The organism is Nocardioides immobilis (assembly GCF_003515065.1).
In the GTDB taxonomy this organism is placed as follows: Bacteria; Actinomycetota; Actinomycetes; order Propionibacteriales; family Nocardioidaceae; genus Nocardioides; species Nocardioides immobilis.
In genome coordinates, this window is sequence record NZ_QXGH01000028.1 from 37,049 (window position 1) to 52,823 (window position 15,775).

The 15,775-nt window shown below is 71.5% G+C and carries 16 protein-coding genes; 2 read left to right on the top strand and 14 right to left on the bottom strand.

The window, feature by feature from the left end:
* The first annotated feature begins 145 nt into the window (after positions 1-145).
* Positions 146-895, top strand: a complete 750-nt coding sequence (locus D0Z08_RS22020; protein ID WP_118927428.1) for an SDR family NAD(P)-dependent oxidoreductase — start codon at positions 146-148, stop codon at positions 893-895.
* Between the two features lie 5 nt (positions 896-900).
* On the opposite strand, the gene D0Z08_RS22025 is transcribed toward D0Z08_RS22020, so the two are convergent.
* The 14 genes from D0Z08_RS22025 to D0Z08_RS22090 form a co-directional block, all read right to left on the bottom strand.
* The gene (locus D0Z08_RS22025; RefSeq protein ID WP_118927429.1) at positions 901-1,227 is read right to left on the bottom strand and encodes an EthD domain-containing protein; all 327 of its coding nucleotides are present in this window, start codon (positions 1,225-1,227) and stop codon (positions 901-903) included.
* Positions 1,228-1,251: 24 nt separating this feature from the next.
* The gene (locus D0Z08_RS22030; protein ID WP_118927430.1) at positions 1,252-1,872 is read right to left on the bottom strand and encodes a TetR/AcrR family transcriptional regulator; all 621 of its coding nucleotides are present in this window, start codon (positions 1,870-1,872) and stop codon (positions 1,252-1,254) included.
* Entirely contained in the window at positions 1,862-3,373 is a 1,512-nt protein-coding gene (locus tag D0Z08_RS22035) for a class I adenylate-forming enzyme family protein (protein ID WP_118927431.1), read from the bottom strand. The genes D0Z08_RS22030 and D0Z08_RS22035 overlap by 11 nt, the downstream gene beginning before the upstream one ends.
* Before the next feature lie 37 nt (positions 3,374-3,410).
* Entirely contained in the window at positions 3,411-4,463 is a 1,053-nt protein-coding gene (locus D0Z08_RS22040) for an NAD(P)-dependent alcohol dehydrogenase (RefSeq protein ID WP_245994298.1), read from the bottom strand.
* Positions 4,460-5,227 (bottom strand): SDR family NAD(P)-dependent oxidoreductase, encoded by a 768-nt coding sequence (locus D0Z08_RS22045; RefSeq protein WP_118927432.1) that lies wholly within the window; start codon positions 5,225-5,227, stop codon positions 4,460-4,462. Before D0Z08_RS22045 ends, D0Z08_RS22040 begins: the two co-directional genes overlap by 4 nt.
* Entirely contained in the window at positions 5,227-6,000 is a 774-nt protein-coding gene (locus D0Z08_RS22050) for an SDR family NAD(P)-dependent oxidoreductase (protein ID WP_220454293.1), read from the bottom strand. The genes D0Z08_RS22045 and D0Z08_RS22050 overlap by 1 nt, the downstream gene beginning before the upstream one ends.
* Positions 5,997-7,220 (bottom strand): acyl-CoA dehydrogenase family protein, encoded by a 1,224-nt coding sequence (locus D0Z08_RS22055; RefSeq protein WP_118927433.1) that lies wholly within the window; start codon positions 7,218-7,220, stop codon positions 5,997-5,999. The genes D0Z08_RS22050 and D0Z08_RS22055 overlap by 4 nt, the downstream gene beginning before the upstream one ends.
* 48 nt (positions 7,221-7,268) lie before the next feature.
* Entirely contained in the window at positions 7,269-8,255 is a 987-nt protein-coding gene (locus tag D0Z08_RS22060) for a phosphotransferase family protein (RefSeq protein WP_118927434.1), read from the bottom strand.
* The gene (locus D0Z08_RS22065) at positions 8,252-9,457 is read right to left on the bottom strand and encodes an acyl-CoA dehydrogenase family protein (protein WP_118927435.1); all 1,206 of its coding nucleotides are present in this window, start codon (positions 9,455-9,457) and stop codon (positions 8,252-8,254) included. The genes D0Z08_RS22060 and D0Z08_RS22065 overlap by 4 nt, the downstream gene beginning before the upstream one ends.
* Position 9,458: 1 nt before the next feature.
* The gene (locus tag D0Z08_RS22070; protein WP_118927436.1) at positions 9,459-10,610 is read right to left on the bottom strand and encodes a thiolase family protein; all 1,152 of its coding nucleotides are present in this window, start codon (positions 10,608-10,610) and stop codon (positions 9,459-9,461) included.
* Complete coding sequence (locus D0Z08_RS22075; protein WP_118927502.1) at positions 10,607-11,011, bottom strand: Zn-ribbon domain-containing OB-fold protein; 405 nt, start codon at positions 11,009-11,011, stop codon at positions 10,607-10,609. Before D0Z08_RS22075 ends, D0Z08_RS22070 begins: the two co-directional genes overlap by 4 nt.
* 2 nt (positions 11,012-11,013) lie before the next feature.
* Positions 11,014-11,802 (bottom strand): enoyl-CoA hydratase/isomerase family protein, encoded by a 789-nt coding sequence (locus D0Z08_RS22080; protein WP_118927437.1) that lies wholly within the window; start codon positions 11,800-11,802, stop codon positions 11,014-11,016.
* A gap of 80 nt (positions 11,803-11,882) precedes the next feature.
* Positions 11,883-12,683 (bottom strand): SDR family NAD(P)-dependent oxidoreductase, encoded by an 801-nt coding sequence (locus D0Z08_RS22085; RefSeq protein ID WP_118927438.1) that lies wholly within the window; start codon positions 12,681-12,683, stop codon positions 11,883-11,885.
* Positions 12,680-14,305 carry an MFS transporter gene (locus tag D0Z08_RS22090; RefSeq protein ID WP_118927439.1) on the bottom strand — a complete coding sequence of 542 codons (1,626 nt, stop codon included), beginning with the start codon at positions 14,303-14,305 and terminating at the stop codon, positions 12,680-12,682. Before D0Z08_RS22090 ends, D0Z08_RS22085 begins: the two co-directional genes overlap by 4 nt.
* A 69-nt stretch (positions 14,306-14,374) precedes the next feature.
* Here D0Z08_RS22090 and D0Z08_RS22095 point away from each other — a divergent pair, with 69 nt between their 5' ends.
* Positions 14,375-15,703 (top strand): FAD-dependent oxidoreductase, encoded by a 1,329-nt coding sequence (locus D0Z08_RS22095; protein ID WP_118927440.1) that lies wholly within the window; start codon positions 14,375-14,377, stop codon positions 15,701-15,703.
* The last annotated feature ends 72 nt before the right edge of the window (positions 15,704-15,775 follow it).

The following is a 15,775-nucleotide window of genomic DNA, read 5'->3' on the forward strand; positions in this document are numbered from 1 at the left end:
TGGTCGTGTCCGAGTTCACTAAACTGAAGTTGGTTCAGTTGCACGTTATGACGACCGTCACGCGAAAATCAAGAGGTCCGGACAAAAAACTGAACTGACTTCAGTCGGTATTGAACTCACTTCAGTTGCATGGGATGGTGACGCCATGAATCGGTACACCGACCGACGCGTCCTCGTCACCGGAGCCAGTGGCGGGCTCGGCACCGGGATCTGCGCGCGGCTGGCCGACGAGGGTGCCCGGCTGGTCGCGGCCGACCTGCCCGGCGCCGCTCTGGACGGAGCCCTCGAAGGCCTCCCCGACGGCGACCACGTCACGGTCGCCCTCGACATCAGCAGCGAGGACGACTGGCGGTCGGCGGTCGACCGGATCGAGCGGGAGCTCGGCGGGCTGGACGTCCTGGTCAACAACGCTGCCATCGGGTCGCTGAGGACGGTCGAGGACGAGGACCGCGAGACCTGGGACCGCGTCATGTCCGTCGACGCCACCGGCGTCTGGATGGGCATGAAGCACGCCGGCCCGGTCATCGAGCGGTCCGGCGGGGGCGCGATCGTCAACGTCGCCTCGATCCTCGGCAGCACCGGCGGGCTCGGCAACAGCGTCGCCTACGCCGCGGCGAAGGGGGCCGTCCGGACCATGACCAAGAACGCCGCGCTGCACTGGGCGACGCGCGGCGTACGGGTCAACTCGCTGCACCCCGGCTTCATCGAGACGCCGCAGCTGCTCGAGCGCTACGAGGGCAGCGAGCGGCACCGCGCGATGGTCGCGAACACCCCCATGGGCCGGCTGGGCCGACCCGAGGAGATCGCCGGGGTCGTTGCCTTCCTCGGCAGCGACGACGCCGGCTACATGACCGGCGCAGAGGTGTACGCCGACGGGGGCTGGACCGCGCGCTGAACGGGTCAGGCGGGGGGCACCATCACCTGCTCGTCGCCGCTGACGATGATGCTGCGGCCTCCCATGGAACCCACGTGGGCGACCGCTCGCGCCCACTCCTCGCTGGCCAGCGCGGCGTCGAGCGCTTCCTTGCTGTCGAAGCTCAGGATCGAGAGGCCGTCCCAACCGACCGACCGGTCGCCGTTCATGCCCTCGAGCACCTCCGTGTGCAGCCACCGGCGCAGTCCGGGCAGCGGATAGGTCACCTCGGCGTGCTCACCCCGCCACCACTCGATGAAGTGCTCGTGCGTCCAGGCGGACGGCTTGGAGGCGAGGACGACCAGGTTGTACACAGGAATCTCCTTGAGGTGATGGGGTTAGCGGGCGAGCCGGACGCAGGCATCGGCGGTCAGCTCGGCGATCTCGTCGAGCGTGTGGGCGCCCTCGGGTCGATACCAGCGCCAGACGCTGTTGACGGTGCCGAGCAGGAGCCTCGACAGCACCAGCTCGTCACGTCGCCCGAACGTGCCGACCGCGATGCCGTCGCGGATCAGGTCGGCCCACTCGTGCTCGATGTCGCGCACGAGGCGGCGGGCCCGCTGACGCTCGGCCTCCTCGCGGTCCGACGACCGCTGCCCGACCAGGAGGTCCTGGTGGCTCATCAGGATCCGCGCCTGCAGGGCTTCGCGCGGGGTCACGTCGAAGGCGGCCATGACGGCGACCCGGATCTTCTCGGCAGGGTCGTCGATCGCGGCCGTGACCGCCTGCGTCCGCTCGAACGAGCGCTCGAGCTCGGTGCTCATGATCGTGAGCAGGCAGTGCACCTTGGACTCGAAGTAGTGGTAGAGCGCCGTCTGCCCGATGCCGACCTCGTCGGCGATCGTGGCCCACTTCGTGTGCTCGAAGCCCACCCGGCCGAAGTTGTCGATGGCTGCGTCGAGGATCATCCCGCGCTTGGAGCGGGGACCCTCGACCCGCGCCCGCGCCTCAGTCTCCATGGGAGGCCTCTGCGGCTGTGGCGAGCTGCGCGGCCAGCGCGACCGCCTCGTTGCGGTTGAGCTTCCCGACCCGGTTCTGCGGCAGGGCGGGCACGGCGTACACGAACTCCGGCCACTTGAACTTCGGCACGTCCGCTGCCCGGAGCTGGTCACGGACCTCGTCGAGGCCCAGCTCGGCACCGGCGAAGACCACGAGGGCGGCAGCCCGCTCCCCCAGCAGGTCGTCCGGCACGGGTACGACGCATACCTGGGCGATGCCGGGGATCGCCGCCACTGAGGCCTCGACCTCGTTGATGTCGATGTTGCGGCCGCCGCGGATGATGATCTGCTTCTCCCGGCCGCGGATAGTGAGGGTGCCGTCGTCGTTGATCACCCCGAGGTCCCCGGTCGGCAGGAAGCCGTCGGGTGTGAGCTCCGGAGGTCGGGGCGCGCCGTTGCGGGCGTAGCCGACGAACATCGACGGGCCACGCACCTGGGCGTTGCCGACTTCGCCGTCCGGCACCGGCCTGCCGTGGGCGTCGACCACCCTGACCTCGGTGCCGGGGAAGGGCCGGCCGTCGCGGCCGAGACGGACGTCCACGGGGTCGGACGGCAGCGGCGTGGTGTGGCCCAGGCACTCGGACATCCCGAAGACACGGAGGAACCGGGTGTCCAGGTGACGCTCGGCGCTCTCGAGCGCCCGCTGGTTCATCGGCCCACCGCCGACCGTCATCGCCTTCAGCGAGGACAGCGCGCTCGCGGACCCGGCGACCAGGGAGAGCTGCAGAGCCATGGTGGGCACGAGCATGGTCCACGCGACCTCACGGTCCCGGAGGAGCGCGACCGCATCCTCGGGGCTCCACTTGTCGAGGCAGACCATCGGGCTGCCGAGCATGGCCGGGAGGTGCAGGCCGAAGCAGAAGGCCGCGACGCTCGACAACGGGACAAGAGCACCCACAGGGTCCCCTGGGTGCAGGCCGACGGCGTCGATGGTCGCCCGACCGGCGTACCGCAGCGCGCTCTCGGACTGTACGACGCACTTCGGCCGACCCGTCGAGCCCGAGGTCATCGCGATGACCACGCCGCCGTCCCAGCGCTCCACTCCCCTGGTCCGTCCGGGTGCCGCACGAAGCGGCCAGCCGCCGAGCACCTCGCCGGCAGCGGGCAACGAGGCGTCGGCCACCTGCCAGGTCGCCAACGCCTGCGGGGATGCGATGACGGCATCGGGCTGGATGTCCTCGAGGGCGAGCTCGTACTCCGAGCGCGCCGCGTGACCGCTGACGACAGCAATCAACCCGCCGCGAAGACCCACCGCGACTGCGGCGGCGAGCGTCCGCCACGAGTTGTCGGCCTGGACGAGGACGGTGGGAGGTCCGCTCTGGACCTGCTCCAGCAGATCCGCGATCTCGCGAGCCTGGGCGACGACCTGGCGAAGCGTGTGCTCGCCCTCGCCGTCGATGACGGCGACCACGTCCGGCGCGCGCTCGGCTCGCTCGACGAGTTCCTGCGCCAGCATCCTCATGTCGCACTCTCCTGGTTCCTCATGTTGATTGTGCTCACTACCGCGGCACCACGACAGCCCGGCCGTGCACCCGACCCGCTCTCAAGCACTCGTACGCCGTCACTACCTCCGCCAGGCGGTAGGTCTCGACCTCGGCTCGGATCCGTCCGGCCTCCGCGAGCCGGACGACCGCGGCAAGGTCGCGATACGTGCCCCAGAACGGTGCGCTCACGCCCCAGCCACGTTCCAACCCGGCCGCCTTGCCGACCTCGAGGTGCCCGCCGGCCGAGCCGACCAGCACCAGGCGGCCGCCCGGTGCGAGCAGGTTCCCGCCGGCAGCCAGGGTCTCCTGGGTGCCGACGAAGTCGAGGACGACGTCGGCCCCGTGCCCGCCGCCGCAGCCGTCCAGCCAGGCCGACGCGTCCGCGACAGCAGGTACGACGGCGTCCGCGCCCAGCTTCATCGCCAGCTGCCGTCCTGCGGTCCTCGGCTCGACCGCGACCACGCACGCCGGCTCGTGACCGGCGAGCAGCTGCAGCGCGAGGTGACCGAGGCCGCCGACCCCGATCACGACGACCGTGGCTCCGGGCAGCAGGTCCCGGTGGGAGTCGAGCGCGTGGTGCGCCGTCAGTCCCGCGTCGGTGAGCGGCGCCACGGCCAAGGGGTCGATCCCCTCGGCCGGCACCAGGTGTCGCGCCGCGGGCACCAGCATGTAGTCCGCCAGGCCGCCGTCGCGGCCGATGCCGCCGCCGATGGGGCCGGTCAACGCGTGGCAGTAGTTCTCCCGGCCACGGTGGCACTGGCGGCACCGGCCGCACGACCACACCCCGTGGACGGCGGCCCGCCGTCCGAGCCAGCCGGGCTCGACATCGTCACCGGTCGCCACCACGGTCCCGACCACCTCGTGCCCGAGGGTGAACGGCAGCTCGTAGGGCAGGGCGCCTGCGGGTGCGTCCATGATGTGGAGGTCGGAGTGGCAGAGACCGGCTGCTTCGACGCGGAGCAGCACCTCGGTGCCACGCGGCTCGGGCACCGGCACCTCGACGAGCTCGGGCGGCGCGCCCCAGGCGAGCAGGCGCAGCGCGCGCATCGTGGCGGGCAGCCCCGTCATCGCGCGGTCCATCCTCCGTCGACGGCAAGGGCGTTCCCAGTGACGTAGCTCGACGCGTCCGAGGCGAGGAACAGCAGGGCGCCGTCGACCTCGCCCTCACGGCCGCCGCGACCCAGCATCGTGTTGCGGCGCACCCAGCCGGCCGACTTCTCGTTGCTGAAGAGGCCGTCGGTCATCTCGGTGTCGAACCACCCCGGCACCAGGGCGTTGACCCGGACGCCGCGCCGTCCCCACTGACCGGCCAGCTCGCGGGTGATGCCGATGACCGCGGCCTTGGAGGCGGCGTACCCGGCTCCGCCGATCGGGGCGGTCGACACCAGCCCGACGACGGAGGAGATGTTGATGATCGAGGCACCCCGGTCCGCGGGGAGCGACTTCACCGTGTCCACCGCGAGCCGGAACCCGGCGGTGAGGTTGAGGTCGATGATCGCGTTGAACTCGTCGGCGGTCTCGGTCAGGGCGTCCGGTGGCCCGGCCATCCCGGCGTTGTTGACCAGGACGTCGATGCCGCCGTTGATCGCGGCGGCGGTGGCGATCAGCCGCTCCCGGTCCTCGGCCCGGGTGACGTCGCACTCGACCGGCACCAGGCCGGGGACGTCCGCGGCGAGCTTCTCGAGCCGACTCATCCGCCGGGCCGCGGCCACCACCGTTGCTCCGGCACCCGCAAGGGTCCGGGCGAAGCCGTCGCCGAGGCCGGCGGAGGCGCCGGTGACGACAGCGACGCGACCGGTCAGGTCGAAGGCGTCGAACGGGAAGTCGGACATCAGTAGACCGCCGTACGTCCGCCGTCGACGGGGATCAGGGCACCGGTCGTGTAGCCCGCCACGTCGGACGCGAGGTGGACGACCAGGCCGGCGAGCTCGCGGGGGTCACCGAGCCGCCCGGCCGGAAGCCGGTTGGTCACGAGTCCGACGAACTCGTCGTCCCACTCGCTGGCCATGTCGGTCGCGAACGCCCCGGGCATCACGCAGTTGACCCGCACGTGCGGGGCGTACTCCTGGGCGAAGGCGCGGGTGAGGGCGTTGAGCCCGTTCTTCGACGCCGCGTACGTCGCCTCCGGCGGGCTGGGTCGCTCGGCGCCGATGCTGGAGACGTTGATGATCGAGCCGCGCCGCGCCCGGAGCATGTGAGCGCCGGCCACGGCCATGAGGCGGAACGGGCCCTTGAGGTTGACGTCGATCGTCTTGTCGAACAGGGCCTCGGTGACGCCCATGGCCGACGGCGCGAGCGGCGCGATGCCTGCATTGTTGACCAGTACGTCGATCCGCCCGTTCCGCTCCACGACCTCGTCGACGGCGGGCTGGATGGCGTCCCAGTCGCCGACGTGCAGCGGCAGGGGGTGCGCCTTGACACCCGTGGCGGCGGTAATCTCGGCGGCGACCCGCTCGCACGCGTCGGCCTTGCGGCTGGAGACGATGACGGTCGCACCCGCCTCGGCGAGCGCGTCCGCGATGGACCGGCCGAGCCCGCGGGTGGCTCCGGTCACCAGTGCGACCCGGCCCTCGAGCGGGCCGATGCCGGTTGACGGAGCACTCACGAGACCGGCTCCTTCGGGACGTCGTGCTTCTTCAGCTCCTGGAGGGCGATGCTGCGGAGGTGGACCTCGGTGGGGCCGTCCGCGACCTGCAGGGCACGGGTGATCGAGAAGAGCCGCGCGAGGACGGTGTCGTCACTGACGCCCGCTGCGCCCCAGGTCTGGACGGCCCGGTTGACGACGTTGTGGGCGACCTCCATCGCGGCCACCTTGATCGCCGCGGCCTCGGTGCGGGCGGCCGCGTTGCCGCGGGTGTCCATCAGCCAGGCGGCCTTGAACGTGTAGAGCCGGATCTGGTCGATCTCCATCCGGCTGCGGCCGATCCACTCGCGCACGACGCCCTGGTCGGCGAGCGGGCCGCCGAAGGCCTCGCGGGAGCGGGCCCGCTGGCACATCAGCTCCAGGGCCCGCTCGGCCATGCCGATCGCGCGCATCGCGTAGTGCATGCGGCCGGGACCGAGCCGACCCTGCGCGATCGCGAAGCCGCCGCCCTCCTCCCCCAGGACGTTGTCCACCGGCACCCGGACGTCGGTGAAGGTGACCTCACCATGGCCGAGCCGGTCGCGGTAGCCGAACATCGGCAGGTCTCGCACGACCTCCACGCCGGCGGCGTCGGCCGGGACCAGGACCATGCTCTGCTGGCGGTAGGTGGGCGCCGTCGGGTCGGACTTGCCCATGAAGATGATCAGCTTGCAGTCCGGGTCGAGGATGCCGGAGGTGTACCACTTGCGGCCGTTGAGGACGTACTCGTCTCCGTCGCGCCGGATCGTGGACCTGATGTTGCGGGCGTCGGAGCTCGCGACCTCCGGCTCGGTCATCGCGAAGGCCGAGCGGATCTCGCAGTCCAGCAGCGGGTCCAGCCACTCCTTCTGCTGCTGCTCGGTCCCGTACATGGCCAGGATCTCCATGTTGCCGGTGTCCGGCGCCGAGCAGTTGATCGCCTCGTTGCCGATGATCGAGCGACCGACGATCTCGGCGAGCGGCGCGTACTCGAGGTTGGACAGCCCGGCGCCGCGGTCGCCGTGCGTCATGAAGAGGTTCCACAGACCCTGCTCACGGGCGATCCGCTGGAGGTCGCGCATGACCTGCGGCTGCTCGTGCGGGTTGCTGTTGGCGGCGACCTGCGCATCGAAGACCGCCTCGGCGGGATAGACGTGCTCCGCCATGAAGGTCTCGAGCCGGGCCGCCAGCTCGGCGGTTCGGTCGGAGAATTCGTAGTCCACGAAGGTTGCCTCTCGTGCGCGTCGTTGCGGGTGGGTGGCGGACCGGGCTCAGCCGAGCCGCTCGGTGCCGGTCTGGATCAGCCGTTCGATCGTGGCGGGCAGCCGTTCCTGGTCCGGGTCGTGGTGCCTGCCCTCGCGGTGCCGACGGAGGTTGTGGCCCATGATCGCGGCCATCTTGAAGCGGCCGAGCGCGTCGAACCAGGTCAGGTCGCGCAGCACCGGGCCGCCGTCGGCGTACCTCTCGACGAGCTCGACGGCGTCGGGGAGACCGGGGACCTCCCTGCCCACGCCCGGGAAGTTGGCGCCGTCGGCGAAGACGAGGAACCAGCCGAGCTCGACCCGCGGGTCGCCCGGGCTCCAGATCTCCCAGTCGATCAGCGCGGCCGGCTCCGAGCCGACGGAGATGAGGTTGCCGAGCCGGTAGTCCCCGTGAACGAGCACCGGGTCGACGGCCGCCGGGACCGAGGACGCCAGCAGCTTCTCCAACCGTTCGGATCCGGGGACGAGCTCGACCGGGACCGCGCCCATCGTGCGTCGCCACCTGGCCAGCTCGTCCGCCGGGGTGAGCGGCTCACCGTCGATCGGGAGCGCGGACAGCGGTACGGCGTGCAGGCGGGGGAGGATCTCGGCCGCGCGACGCATCCGCGCGGCGGCCAGTGCCGGCTCCACCTGGGGATCGTCGAGCACCGGCTCGAGGGACTCGCCCGCGACCAGCTCCATCGCGAACCAGGCCGGCTCGACGTCGTCGGTCGCCCTGATCGCCGGCACCGGGACGCCGGAGCCGGCGAGCGCGGACATGATCCGCGCCTGGCGCAGCATGTCGTGCCGGCCGATCGACCGCTGCCCCGGCGGCACCGCCTTGACGACGAACCACTGGTCGCCGAGCGCGATCTTGTAGGTCAGCCCGGAGTGACCCCCGAGCAGCGGCTCGAGCGCGGTCGGCTCGCCGCGGTGACCGGCAGCGGACAGGACGTCGACGACCCGTTGCTCGAGTGCGGTGCCGGTGCCGCTCGTGGCGTGGATGTCGGTGGTCATCGTGGCTCCCTCGGCAGGCCGAGCACCCGCTCCGCGAGGATGTTGTGCTGGATCTCGTCGGTGCCGCCGGCGATCCGGTAGCCCGGGGCACCGAGCACGTGCTCGACCCACGCCCAGGTCCCCCACCGGTCGCTCTGGACGGTGAGCTCGGGACCGAGCAGCATCCGCGCCACCTCGGACGTCCGCGCCATGGTGTCGGTGGCGAGCAGCTTGCCGACGGAGGCCTCCGGGCCGGGGTCGTCGCCGGCGACGACGGCCGCGGCGACCCGCATGCCGGTCAGCCGCTGGACGTAGCTCCTGGTCACCAGGTCGGCGACCTTGTCGCGCTCGAGCTCGGTGAGGGGTCGGCCCAGGTTGCGGGCGAGCTCGACGGCCTGGTCGGCGTTCTCGAGCCCGAGGTTGCCGGAGTCCAATCGCTCGGACGCGAGCACGGTGAGCGCGACCTTCCAGCCCTGGCCCTCCGGGCCGAGCCGGAAGCTGTCGTCGAGAGCGACGTCCTCGAGGTAGACCTCGTTGAAGGACGCACCGCCGGTCATCTGGCGGATCGGGCGCACGGTCACACCGGGCGCGTCCATCGGGACGATGAAGGCGGTGAGGCCGGCGTGCTTGGCGCTGGGATCGGTCCTGGTCACGGCCAGGCCGTAGTCGGCGACCGGAGCGCCGGACGTCCAGACCTTGTGGCCGTTGAGGATCCAGCCGTCGCCGTCCCGCACCGCGCGGGTGCGGACCGCCGCGAGGTCGGAGCCGGCCTCGGTCTCTGAGAAGAGCTGGCAGGCGATGAGGTCGGTGCGCAGCATCGCGCGGACGTACGTCGCGCGCTGCTCCTCACTCCCCCACTGCGCGATGGTGGGCGCGATCAGCTGCTGGGTCACCGGGAACATCTCGGTGCGCTTGGGCACGTCGTACTCGCCCTCGACCCGCCGGAAGGCCAGGAGGTACGACGGCGGCAGGTCGCGGCCGCCGTACTCCTCCGGCCAGGTGATGGCACCGAAGCCGGCGTCGAACTTGGCCTGTTCGTAGGTGCGGACCCGGTCGGTCTCGTCGCGCTCCTGCTCGGCGGTCCAGTTCTCGAAGACGGCGACCGAGTCGGAGCCCTCGCCCCAGGCTCGTCGGGTGCGCGGCTCGGCGACACCGTCGAGCCAGGCGCGAGCGTCGGCGACGAAGGTGTCGAGGTCGGGGCTCGTCATGTCAGGACTGGTCATGTCAGACCCCCAGGACTGTGCAGGCGCTGATGCCCGGCGCACCGTAGACGTGGGTGAAGCCCAGCCGCGGAGAGCCGGGGACCTGACGGTCGCCGGCCTCGCCGCGCAGCTGCGTGACGATCTCGTGGACCTGCCGGAGCCCGGAAGCGCCGATCGGCTCGCCGTTGGCGATGCAGCCGCCGTCGGTGTTCACCGGGAGCCGGCCAGAGATCTCGGTCTCGCCGGCTGCGATCCACTTCTCCTGCTCACCGTGCTCGCAGAACCCGCACTCGGCCAGGTGCATGATCTCCGCGCCGCTCTCGGTGTCTTGGAGCTGCGCGACGTCGATGTCGTCGGGCCCGACGCCGGCCTGCTCGAAGGCGGCCCGGGACGCGTCGGTGCTGACGCTCGGCGGGATGCCGTCGCCCTGGATCGAGGGACTGAAGACCTCGAACGAGCCGAACGCCCGGGTCCGCGGCGCGACGGCGAGCAGCTTGACCGCCCGCGCCCCGAGCCGCTTCGCGGCGGCCGGGCTCGCGACGACGATCGCCGCGCCACCCTCACCGGGCGAGCAGAACATGTACTGCGTGAGCGGGTCGTTGACCATCGCCGCTCCGGTGATCTGCTCCTCGCTCATCGGCTCCTGGCGCCAGGCGTTCGGGTTGAGCGACCCGTTGCGGTAGGCCTTGGCGGCGACCTTGGCGAGCGCGCTCTCGTCGATGCCGTGCTCGCGGAGGTAGCGCGCGATCTTCACGGCGAAGAACTGTGTGGTGACCATGAGCCCGGCCTCGCCGTACCCGGTCGGGAGTCCCCAGTCCTCAGGACGGGGGTCGAACGCTCCCCGCGGGTGCTTGTCGAACCCGACGGCGAGCGCGATCTCGGCAGCGCCGGAGCGGACTGCGTTGACGGCGCCGACGAGGGCACTGCCCCCGGTCGCGCAGCCGTTCTTGACGTTGGTGAAGGGGATGCCGGTGAGGCCGAGCTCGGCGACCAGCGTGTCGGCGAGACCGGCACCGTCGCTGCCGCCGAAGGCGACCTGGACGTCCGGCCAGGCGATGCCTGCGTCGGCCAGTGCGGCGTGGATCGCCTGCACCGCCAGCTGCCGCCCGGTGACGCCCGGCTGACGCCCGAACCGCGACAGGCCGGCGCCGATGATCGAGACATCGAGGCTCATCGGGGACCGACCTCCTCGGCTGCCGATCGGCTGCTGAGCCAGGCCTCGGTCGCGAACCGCGGCACCGGCTCGGTGGCCACGAGGGTCACCCGGGCGTCCGCGAGCTCGGCGGGCTCGTCGACCGTGGTGGCCTCGAGGACCGCCTCGACCTTGACGCCGTCGGGGAGCTCGACGTACCCCACGGCGAAGGGCGTGAAGCCCTCCGCCGGGGGCACGTACGGAGGCGACTTGGGTGCGAAGCGCTGGACCGTGTGGGCCCAGACCGTGCCCCACCTCGCCAGCTCGACGGACGCCAGGTCGGAACTGCCGCACCGCTGGCACCCCGCCGCGGCGGGATAGGCGACGTTGCCGCACGAGGAGCAACGGCTCCCCGTCAGCGGCAGGACCGACTCGACCGTCATCGTCAGCGACCGACCCACTTGGGCTCGCGCTTCTGCAGGAATGCCTGGACGCCCTCGCGGCCGTCCTCGGACTGCAGCGCGTTGCCGACGGCGAGGTGCTCCATGATCATGAGCGAGCGGACGTCTGCGTCGAGACCCTGGTTGATCGCCATCTTGGTCAGTCGCATCATGTAAGGGCTCTTGTCCGTCAGCGTCGCGACGAACTCCTCCACCCGCTTGTCGAGCTCCTCGGCCGGCGCGGAGTCGTTGATCAGGTCGAAGTCCTTCGCCTCCTGGCCCGAGAGGAGCTTGCCGGTCAGCATCAGCTCCTTCGTCTTGCGCAGGCCGATCATGCGGGGCAGGCGGTAGATCGGGCCCGCGCCGCCGAACAGGGCGCGGCGGATGTGGAAGTCGCCGATCTGGGCGTCGTCCGAGGCGATGGCGAAGTCGCAGGAGATCATCAGCTCGAAGCCGCCGGCGGTGACGAACCCCTCGAGGACCGCGACCGAGGGCGTGTTCATCGAGTAGAGGCGGTCGCAGACCTCGGCGGAGAGCACGGCGACGTCCATCGCCATGGTCGAGCCGATGTAGTCCGACAGCAGCTCGTCGAGGTCGAAGCCGGAGCAGAACTGGTTCTGCACCCCGCGCAGGACGAGCACCTTGAGGTCGGGGTCGGCGTCGACCTCCTTGATGATCTCGTCGAGGCGGTGCAGGAGCTCGACGGTCACCGCATTCTTCTTGTGCGGGCGGTTGAGCCACACCCGGGCGACGTCGCCGTCCTTCTCGAGGAGGACGTGATCGGTGTGCACCATGAGGGAAAGTCCTTTCAGAACCGAACTGGATTCAGTTTAGTTTGAACTGAGTTCAGTCGCCTGTCAAGCGATGCCGGCAATCACGAGACCGTGAACCGCCCGCCGTTGCTCAACAGGACGGCCCCGACGACGTTGGACGCTCCGGATGAGGCGAGGTAGCAGATGTTGTCCGCGAGCTCCTCCGCGCTGGCGTAGCCGAGAGCGCCGGTCGCCTCCATCGCCGCCCGGACCGACGGTGGCGTGCGGCCGGCCATCGGGGTGTCGACCGGACCGGGAGCCACGGTGTTGACCCGGATCCCGAAACCGACCGCCTCCTTCGCGACCGACTGGGAGAGGGCGTGCACCGCCGCTTTGGACGCGGCGTAGTGCGGATAGCCGACCAGCGTGTCGAAGGAGGCCGACGAGCCGACGGTGACGATCGCGCCGCTCCCCTGCGGGCGCATCGCCCGCACCGCAGCGCGCAGGACATGGAAGGTCCCGTCGAGGTTGACCGAGATCACCCGGCGCCAGGCCTCGTCGGTCAGCCGCGACGTGACGTCGACCGGCCGGCCCGACTCCCCCGCCTCACGGATCCACGCCTTGGCCTGCGGATCGTCGACGCCGGCCGCGTGCACGACGACGTCCAGCGACCCGGCCCCGCGCACCACGGCGTCCACCAGGCCGTCGACCGCTGCGGCGTCGGTGACGTCGACGGTGTGGGCGACGGCACCGACCGACGCCGCGACGCTCGAGGCGTTGGCGGCGACCACGTCGGCGACGTGCACGGCCGCCCCCTCGGCAGCGAGCCGGCGGACGACGGCAGCCCCGATGCCGGAGCCGCCGCCCGTGACGAGGGCGGTGCATCCGGTGAACCGGCCGGTCCCGGTCGCGTTGTCGTTCATGTGTTGCCTCCTCGGCGCCGGCGCTCCGCCGGCTCAGTGGTGGACGGACCCGGCCGCACCGGCGTGAGCGCGGGTCCGGCGGACCTGGTCGTCAGCGCCTGCACGACGTGGCGCAGCCGTTGTTCGGGAACAGTGAGCCGCGAGGTCTCCTGCTCGAGCAGGAGGCTGCGGTCACGGACGCGGTAGCTCTCGATGAACGTGCAGGGGCGGGCCGGGTCGGGCTCGAGCAACCAGGACCGCGCACCCAGCCGCAACCGGGACAGGCGCAGGTCGGCCATCGCATCCCGGAAGGTGTCGTGATGGGTAGCGGCGACGTCGTACTCGAAGCGGACGACGAGCTCACCCTCGGCGGCCTCGCGGACCAGCTCGGCGATCGCCGCGTCGGGCGTCGCCGGCACCGGCTCGATCCCGACGCTGGTCCGCAGCCCGGTGCTGACGAGCACGGCGGCGTAGCCGACGAGGAGGGCCGCAGCGAGGCCCAGGGCGCGCTGGACGCCGACGACGTCGGCCACGGCACCCCACGCGAGCGCACCGACGGCCTGGGTCCCTTGGAAGAGCATGAGCAGGAACGCGACCACCCGCGGCCGGACCCAGTCCGGGAGGGCCTGGTGGGCGAGCATCATCCAGGTGCTCTGGACGACGACCCAGGAGATGCCGCCGAGCACGAGGAACGGCGCCAGCAGCCACAGCTCGCCGAGCAGCGCGAGGGCCGCGAGGTTGATCGCATAGCCGGCGGAGAACGTGGCCACGAGGAGATGAGCGCTCACCCGCGCCCGCAGCCGCCCGAGGGTCACCGCGGCCGCGACCGATCCGGCGCCGATGAGTGCCATCGTGACGCCGAACCCGGATCCGCCGAGGTGCAGCCGCTCGTGGACGACCAGGGAGACGAGCGCCCACAGGGCACTCGAGGGCAGGCCGAACATCACCAGGCGCACGAGCAGCCCGGTGGTCCACGGCGAATGGCGGACGAACCGCAGCGCCCCGCCGATCGCCGTCACGATCGACTCCGACCGGCACGGGCGGGCGGGCGTCGTACGGCCGAGGAAGAGGAGCAGCACCGAGCAGACGCCGAACATGACGGCGACGGTGCCGAACAACGCGGCTGGGAGGCCGAGCCCGAGGACGGTGCCGGCGACCAGCGGACCGACCGCGCGCGCCATGTTGAAGACCGCGCCGTCGAGCAGGACCGCGGACGGCAGGACTTCCCGGTCGACGATCTCCGGCAGCAGCGACTGCCATGCGACTCCGACGACGACGAGCGCCGCGCCCACGACGACGATCGTGGCCAGGAGCGGCAGAGCTGCGTCGGTCCCGGAGAGAACGAGGAGCGCAGCAGCGGCGGCGGCGAGTCCCGCGACAGCGGCCGCGCGAGCGATCAGCATCTCTCGTACGGCGTGGCTCACGATCACGCCGACGGGGAGCGAGAGGACGATGAACGGGACGGCGACAGCCGTCGGCGCGAGCGCCACGACCGTCGCCGACTCCCCGCGCTCCGTCAGGATCCACTGGACCGCGACGACGTGCACCCACACCGCGGTCGCGTTCACGAGCTGCACGGAGAGCAGCAGCCGGAAGACCCGCACGCGGAGGGCGGAGCGCGGTCCGCCCGGGGCCTCGGTCATGCCAGCACTCCCTTGAACTGAAGTAAGTTTAGTTTAGGGTAACTGACGTCACAGAGAAAGGAAGCCGAGATGTTGGAGACGGACCTGCTGGTGATCGGTGCCGGGATGGCGGGGCTGACCGCCGCCGCACGCGCCGCCCGTGACGGACGACGGGTCGTCGTGGTCGAGGTGGGCGACGACGTCGGCGGGTCCGCGCGGTTCGCCGGATACATCTGGACGGCGCCCAGCCGCGCGGTGATGGACGAGGTCAACCCGCACGGCGACGAGGCGCTTCGCCATGCTGTCGTGGACCGGTTCGCCGAAGGTGTCGAGTGGATCCGCTCGGTCGGTGTCGACGTCCAGGAGGCGGTGCCCGTGCTCGGGTTCGGCCGCGGCCACCAGTTCGACACCAACCAGTACGTCGACCTGTGTCGCCGGATCGTCACCGACGCCGGCGGCGAGATGCTGCTGAGGACCCAGGCCTCGCGCCTCCTCACCCACCACGGCCGCGTCGTCGGCGCGGAGCTGACCGGGCCCGAAGGGACCCAAGAGGTGCGCGCGGCCTGGACGCTGCTGGCGACCGGCGGCTTCCAGGGCGATCCCGACCTGGTCGCCAGCAACATCCACCCGCGGGCCGCCGGGATGCAGCTGCGGTCCAACCCCCGCAGCACCGGCGCCGGCTACCGGCTGGCAGCCTCCGTCGATGCCGCCACCGGGCCCGACGACGCAGGCTTCTACGGCCACCTGGTCCCCAGCGGGATCCCCTTCGCCGACCCGGCTGACTTCGTCCACCTCTCGCTCTACTACAGCGAGCACGCCCTCCTCTTCAACGTCGACGGTCAGCGCTTCACGGACGAGACCCTCGGCGACCACCTCACGACGATGGCGCTGCTGGAGCAGCCGGAGTCCCGCGGCCTGCTGATCTGCGACGCCCGCGTGCACCGCGACTGGATGGTCACGTCGTACGTCGAGGGCGCGGTCGCCCTCGACAAGTTCGCCCTGGCCAGCAGGCGCGGAGGTCGGGTCGGCGTCGCCGAGACGCTCGACGAGCTGGACCTCCTCCCCGAGGACTGGGGGTACGACGGCCCGGCCATCCGGGCGCGGATCGAGGAGCTCAACCGCGCCGCCGAGGCCGGCAACCCGCTCCAGCCGGGTCGCGTGCGGGACGCAGCACCCCAGGACGAAGGGCCCTGGTACGTCGTGGAGTGCGTCCCGGCGCTGACGTTCCCGTTCCACGGCGTCCGCATCGACGACCGTGCCCGCGTGCTCGGCAAGGACGGCGCCGCCGTACCCGGTCTGCTCTGCGCCGGATCGGACACGGGCGGGATCTACAACCGCGCGTACGCCGGCGGCCTCGCTTCGGCGCTCGCGTTCGGCATGACAGCGGCCGAGACGGCGTCGGCGGCGATCACGGCCTGACGGAAGGCCGCTGAGACCTGGAGCATCGGACTGGCGTCGATCCTCCGCGGGGAGTCCGGAGGGCACCGCACT